This window comes from Pseudomonas sp. ANT_H12B, from assembly GCF_008369325.1.
Lineage (GTDB): Bacteria > Pseudomonadota > Gammaproteobacteria > Pseudomonadales > Pseudomonadaceae > Aquipseudomonas.
The window spans coordinates 1-5,810 of the sequence record NZ_VOBI01000043.1 but is presented as its reverse complement, the minus strand read 5'-3'; the positions used below and the strand labels follow the sequence as shown (position 1 = coordinate 5,810).

Below are 5,810 nucleotides of genomic sequence, written 5' to 3'. Positions count from 1 at the left end.
ACAATCACTCGCGTATCAGACTGAAGCTAAACGGCCTGAGTCCTGTTGAATACAGAACTCAGGCCGCTCAGGCATAGATGGGTAAACGTCCAACTTTGTGGGGTCAGTTCAGAGCGTGGGAACGATCGGTACTCTGGCTTCCGGCCACACCCCGCCAAGTCGTATAGTTGCCCCATTCACGCTTTTACGAGATCCCCCCATGAATCAGGAAACGCCGTACATCTTCGACGCCACGACTGCCGATTTCGAGCAGTCGGTGATCGAGAACTCTTTCCAAAAACCGGTGCTGGTGGATTTCTGGGCCGAATGGTGTGCGCCGTGCAAGGCCATGATGCCGATGCTGCAAACCGTCGCCGAGAGCTATCAGGGCGAGCTGCTGCTGGCCAAGGTCAACTGCGACGTCGAGCCGGACATCGTTTCGCGCTTCGGCATCCGCAGCCTGCCGACGGTAGTGCTGTTCAAGGACGGTCAGCCGGTCGACGGTTTTGCCGGTGCACAACCGGAGTCCGCAGTGCGCACGATGCTTGAGCCTCACGTCCAAATGCCGCCGCCGGCCGCTGCCGACCCGTTTGAGCAGGCTCAGGCGTTGTTTGATGACAACCGTTTTGCCGATGCCGAAGCCGCACTCAAAGTGCTGCTGGGCGAGGACAACACGAACGCAAAAGCACTGATCCTCTATGCACGTTGCCTGACTGAACGTGGCGAGCTGGGTGAAGCGCAAACTGTGCTCGACGCTGTTAAAAGCGATGAGCACAAAGCCGCCCTCGCCGGCGCCAAGGCGCAAATCCAGTTTCTCGGCCAAGCCAAGAACTTGCCGGATGCCGCTGACCTGAAAGCGCGCCTGGCGAAAAATCCGCAGGACGATGAGGCGGTGTATCAACTGGCGATCCAGCAGTTGGCCCGCCAGCAGTACGACGCGGCGCTGGATGCACTGCTCAAGTTATTCATCCGCAATCGCAGCTACAGCGAAGGCTTGCCGCACAAGACCTTGCTGCAGGTGTTCGAACTGCTGGGCAACGATCATCCGCTGGTGACTACGTACCGTCGCAAGTTGTTTGCAGCGCTGTACTAGGCCCCTTCGATCCAGTTGTAGAGCGGCGTATCCCCGCCGCTCACCACTTTGACGTCCGGGCAATGGCGCAAGCGCACCAACAAGCGCTTGCCCGAGGCCCCGCTGCCAGTCAGCCCTTCCAGCTGCTCCAGTAAATCCGGGCCGCTCAATTGCCCCGCCTTGCGCAACAGGTCCTTGGCGATCTGCCACAGCGCATCATCCTGATTCAGCGGTTTGGCCGGCGCTGCACTGGCCTCGGTCTGCTCCACTTTTAACTGCGCGCCAAGCCGTGCCCAGTCGCCGTCGTCCATCTCCAGCGTCAAATCCACCGGCCAGTCGCCGATGCTTCCGCGAACTCGCAACATAAGTCTGCTCCTGCACATTTCTCCCTCGCATGCTCCCATGGGACTTGTGCAACGCCAAGCAGGCAGTCAAACTCTGGGCTCTTTCGTTATAAGATTACATAACAAATTATTCATTTTCCTTTCCGGAGACCCGCCATGCGCCGTCTGCTTCTCGCTCTGCCGTTTGCCCTGTTACCGCTGGCGATCGCCCACGCCGCTGATGAACATGATCATGAACACGGCAGCCTCAGCGCCCACGAACATGGTGTCGGTCGCCTGAACGCAGCGCTGGACGGTCAGACCCTGGAGCTGGAACTGGAAAGCCCGGCGATGAACCTGGTGGGGTTCGAACACGCCGCCACCACCGATTCCGACAAGGCCAAAGTCGCCACCGTTCGTGCGCAGCTTGAGAAACCGCTGGTGCTGTTCAACCTGCCCAAAGCCGCCGGCTGCGTGGTCGCGACTCAGGAACTGGAAAGTCCGTTGTTCGGCGACAAGCCGGACGCCGACGATGCCGGAGACGAACATCACCACGACCACAGCGAAATCCACGCGCATTACCAATTGAGCTGTTCGGCACCCGGAGCGCTGAAGAACCTGGACCTGGCGAACATTTTCAACACCTTCCCGGCGACCCAGAAGATTCAGGTACAACTGATCAGCCCGAGTGGGCAGCAAGGGGTTGAAGTGACGGCCAAGGCCGCAGCCCTGAAATTCTGATCCACCACCCATTTCCTGTGGGAGCGAGCTTGCTCCCACAGGGTTTGTGTTGGATTCGAAATTGAGACAAGTACCCAAAACCCATGAAATTGGCGCTATGACCCAAGCACTCATCGAACTGTCCGACCTGGGCTTCAGCTGGCCCGGTCACCCGCCGCTGCTGGATATCCCCGCGTTTCGCCTGGAACCCGGCGAAACCCTGTTCCTCAAAGGCCCCAGCGGCAGCGGCAAGACTACCCTGCTCGGCCTGCTGGGCGGTGTGCAGAAGCCCGATCGCGGCAGTATCCGATTGCTGGGCCAGGAACTGACCGAACTTTCGGCCGGTGCCCGCGACCATTTCCGAGTCGATCACACCGGCTACATCTTCCAGCAGTTCAACTTGCTGGCGTTTCTCTCGGTTCGCGAAAACGTCGAGTTGCCCTGCCACTTCTCCAAACTGCGCGCCGAGCGTGCGAAACAGCGCCACGGCAGCGTCGATCAAGCCGCCGCCACCCTGCTCGCCCACTTGGGCCTGAAGGATGAAAGCATCCTCAGTCGCCGCGCCGATTCGCTGTCCATCGGCCAGCAACAACGGGTCGCCGCCGCGCGCGCATTGATCGGTCAACCGGAATTGGTGATCGCCGACGAACCGACGTCGGCCCTGGATTACGACGCTCGCGAGAACTTCATTCGCTTGCTGTTCGCCGAATGCCGCGAGGCCGGGTCGAGCCTGTTGTTCGTCAGCCACGACCAGAGCCTGGCGCCGCTGTTCGACCGCCACCTGTCGCTGACCGAACTCAATCGCGCCGCCACTCCGTTCGAGGTTTGAGATGTATTTGTTTCGTCTAGCCATGGCCAGCCTCGCTAACCGCCGCTTCACCGCGATCCTCACTGCATTCGCCATTGCCCTGTCGGTCTGCCTGTTGCTGGCCGTGGAACGGGTGCGCACCGAAGCCAAGGCCAGTTTCGCCAGCACCATCAGCGGCACCGACCTGATCGTTGGCGCGCGCTCCGGCTCGGTGAACCTGCTGCTGTACTCGGTGTTCCGCATCGGTAACGCCACCAACAACATCCGCTGGGACAGCTTCGAACACTTCGCCAACAACCCGAAAGTGAAGTGGGCCATTCCGATGTCCCTCGGCGATTCCCATCGCGGTTATCGGGTGATGGGCACCACCGAGGCTTACTTCGAGCATTACCAGTACGGCCGTCAACAACACCTGGAACTGGCCGACGGCCGCGCCTTTGCCACCGACCCGTTCGAAGTGGTACTGGGTGCCGAAGTGGCCGATGCGCTGCACTACAAACTCGGCGACAAACTGGTGCTGGCTCACGGCGTGGCGGTGATCAGCCTGGTCAAACACGACGACAAGCCGTTCACTGTGGTCGGCATTCTCAAACGCACCGGCACCCCGGTGGACCGCACGCTGCACATCAGCCTCGGCGGCATGGAAGCGATTCACGTCGACTGGCATAACGGTGTACCGGCCCGGGGAAATGGTCGGATCAGTGCCGATCAGGCACGCAACATGGACCTGACGCCGCAGGCGATCACTGCGTTCATGCTTGGCCTCAACAGCAAGATTTCGACCTTCGCACTACAACGTGAGATCAACGAATTCCGTGGCGAACCGATGCTGGCGATCCTGCCGGGCGTGGCGCTGCAGGAGTTGTGGAGTTTGATGAGCACGGCTGAAAAAGCCTTGTTCGTGGTCTCACTGTTCGTGGTGCTGACCGGGTTGATCGGCATGCTCACGGCGATTCTCACCAGCCTCAACGAACGGCGTCGCGAGATGGCGATTCTGCGTTCGGTGGGCGCGCGGCCATGGCACATCGCGACTTTGCTGGTGCTGGAGGCGTTTGCTTTGGCCTTGTCGGGCGTGATTGCCGGGGTGGCTCTTTTATATGCGGGCATCGCCGTGGCCCAAGGTTATGTGCAAGCCAATTACGGCTTGTACTTGCCGCTGGCCTGGCCGAGCGAATATGAATGGATGCTACTCGGTGGCATCCTGATCGCCGCGTTATTGATGGGCTGCGTGCCGGCCTGGCGCGCATATCGCCAATCCCTGGCCGATGGCCTGTCGATCCGTTTATGAGGATGTTTATGATGCCCCGCGCTGTGCTTGCCCTGTTGATGCTGGTCGCCCTGCCACTGTGGGCGGCCGAGCCGAAAGAGCTGACCTGGTCGGAGATGATCCCGCCGGACGCCATGCCGGAAGTACCGAACATGACGCCGCTGCACGACCTGTCGCAGATCGGCAGCGCGCTGGCCGCCGAATCGGCGCCAGCGGCAAAACAAGACATGCCCAACGCGCCGGTGGTGAAAAGTCTCGACGGTCAGAACATTCGTTTGCCGGGTTACATCGTGCCGCTGGAAGTGAGTGAAGAAGGCCGCACCACGGAGTTTCTGCTGGTCCCGTATTTCGGCGCCTGCATTCACGTACCGCCACCGCCGTCGAACCAGATCGTGCACGTGAAAAGCGAAGTCGGCGTGAAGCTTGATGAGCTGTATCAGCCGTACTGGATCGAAGGTTCTATGCAGGTTAAAGCATCGACCAGCGAGCTGGCGGATGCCGGGTATCAGATGGAGGCGGACAAGATTTATGCGTATGAATTGCCAGAGTGAATCCGGTAGTTCTGTGGTGTTTGATAGATAGCTTTCGCGAGCAAGCCCGCTCCCACAGGGATCACCTAAATCCTGTGGGAGCGGGCTTGCCCGCGATGAGGCCCTCAAAGGTAAAGAAAAAATCAGGGACATCACCGATCCATTGAGCTGAATCAAAAGACCGTACCAGACGGCTCCGTACCATTGGACATCGAACATTTTTAACGTCCTTTGGAGCACCCATGCACAAGTCCGCGCTCTGCGCTTCGCTGTTTGCCCTCTCGCTCGCCGCCCCGCTCGCCTACGCCCACACCGCAGGCGACATCATCGTTCGTGCCGGTGCAATTACCGTCAACCCGAAAGCTGACAGTTCCAGCGTCAAGGTCGATCAAGGCCCGCTGGCCGGGGCTGACCTGGGTGGCAAGGCCACCATGAGCAGCGACACGCAATTGGGTCTGAACTTCGCTTACATGATCGACAGCCACTGGGGGATCGAGCTGCTCGCGGCCTCGCCGTTCGAGCATGACGTGAAGATCAAAGGCACCGCTTTGGGCGCGGCCAACGGCAAACTCGGCAGCCTGAAACACTTGCCGCCAACCTTGAGCGTTGTGTACTACCCACTGGACGGGAAATCCGCGTTCCAGCCGTATGTCGGCGCCGGTATCAACTACACCTGGATCTACGACGAGAACGTCGGCAGCGAAGCCCAGGCCAACGGCTTCAGCAACTTCAAGGCAGAAAACTCCTGGGGCATGGCGTTTCAGGTCGGCGCCGACTACATGCTGACCGACAACGTCATGATCAACGCCCAAGTGCGTTACATCGACATCGATACCACCGCGACCGTGGAAAACAACGCGGTTGCACCGGGCACTCGGGCCAAGGTCGATGTGGATGTGGACCCGTTCATCTACATGGTTGGCCTGGGTTACAAGTTCTAAATACGCCGTATAAAAAAAGGCGCCTCGACAGGCGCCTTTTTTATGATCGTTCCCACGCAGAGTGAACTGACCCCCAAAGGTTGAACACAACCTTTGGGGGTGTCATGGGTAAGTACACAGAGCAAGTAAAACTGGCAGCAGTGCAGGACTACTGTTCCGGTAGCGCGGGT

Annotated in this window: 8 protein-coding genes; 7 read left to right on the top strand and 1 reads right to left on the bottom strand. The window is 59.7% G+C overall.

What is annotated here, in order from left to right; translation table 11 throughout:
• A partial coding sequence (locus tag FQ185_RS31265; protein ID WP_346243103.1) for an IS3 family transposase occupies positions 1-77 on the top strand: 77 nt, incomplete at its 5' end.
• A gap of 122 nt (positions 78-199) precedes the next feature.
• Positions 200-1,072 (top strand): thioredoxin, encoded by an 873-nt coding sequence (gene trxA / locus FQ185_RS29985; protein ID WP_149420596.1) that lies wholly within the window; start codon positions 200-202, stop codon positions 1,070-1,072.
• Here the strand turns inward: trxA and FQ185_RS29980 are convergent.
• A complete protein-coding gene (locus FQ185_RS29980; protein ID WP_149420595.1) occupies positions 1,069-1,416 on the bottom strand; it encodes a hypothetical protein in 348 nt (115 codons plus the stop codon). The two genes, trxA and FQ185_RS29980, sit on opposite strands and share 4 nt — an antisense overlap.
• Positions 1,417-1,551: 135 nt before the next feature.
• On the opposite strand from FQ185_RS29980, the gene FQ185_RS29975 reads away from it, so the two are divergent.
• The 5 genes from FQ185_RS29975 to FQ185_RS29955 all read left to right on the top strand — a co-directional run bounded on the left by FQ185_RS29975 (position 1,552) and on the right by FQ185_RS29955 (position 5,640).
• On the top strand, positions 1,552-2,115 hold the full coding sequence (locus FQ185_RS29975) for a DUF2796 domain-containing protein (protein ID WP_149420594.1): 564 nt from the start codon (positions 1,552-1,554) through the stop codon (positions 2,113-2,115).
• 97 nt (positions 2,116-2,212) lie between these two features.
• Positions 2,213-2,923, top strand: a complete 711-nt coding sequence (locus tag FQ185_RS29970) for an ABC transporter ATP-binding protein (RefSeq protein WP_149420593.1) — start codon at positions 2,213-2,215, stop codon at positions 2,921-2,923.
• A gap of 1 nt (position 2,924) precedes the next feature.
• Positions 2,925-4,190 carry an ABC transporter permease gene (locus FQ185_RS29965; protein WP_149420592.1) on the top strand — a complete coding sequence of 422 codons (1,266 nt, stop codon included), beginning with the start codon at positions 2,925-2,927 and terminating at the stop codon, positions 4,188-4,190.
• Between the two features lie 11 nt (positions 4,191-4,201).
• Positions 4,202-4,720 carry a DUF3299 domain-containing protein gene (locus FQ185_RS29960; RefSeq protein WP_149420591.1) on the top strand — a complete coding sequence of 173 codons (519 nt, stop codon included), beginning with the start codon at positions 4,202-4,204 and terminating at the stop codon, positions 4,718-4,720.
• 221 nt (positions 4,721-4,941) lie between these two features.
• Positions 4,942-5,640: an OmpW family protein gene (locus tag FQ185_RS29955; protein ID WP_149420590.1), complete on the top strand. Its 699-nt coding sequence runs from the start codon at positions 4,942-4,944 to the stop codon at positions 5,638-5,640.
• Positions 5,641-5,810: the final 170 nt, after the last annotated feature.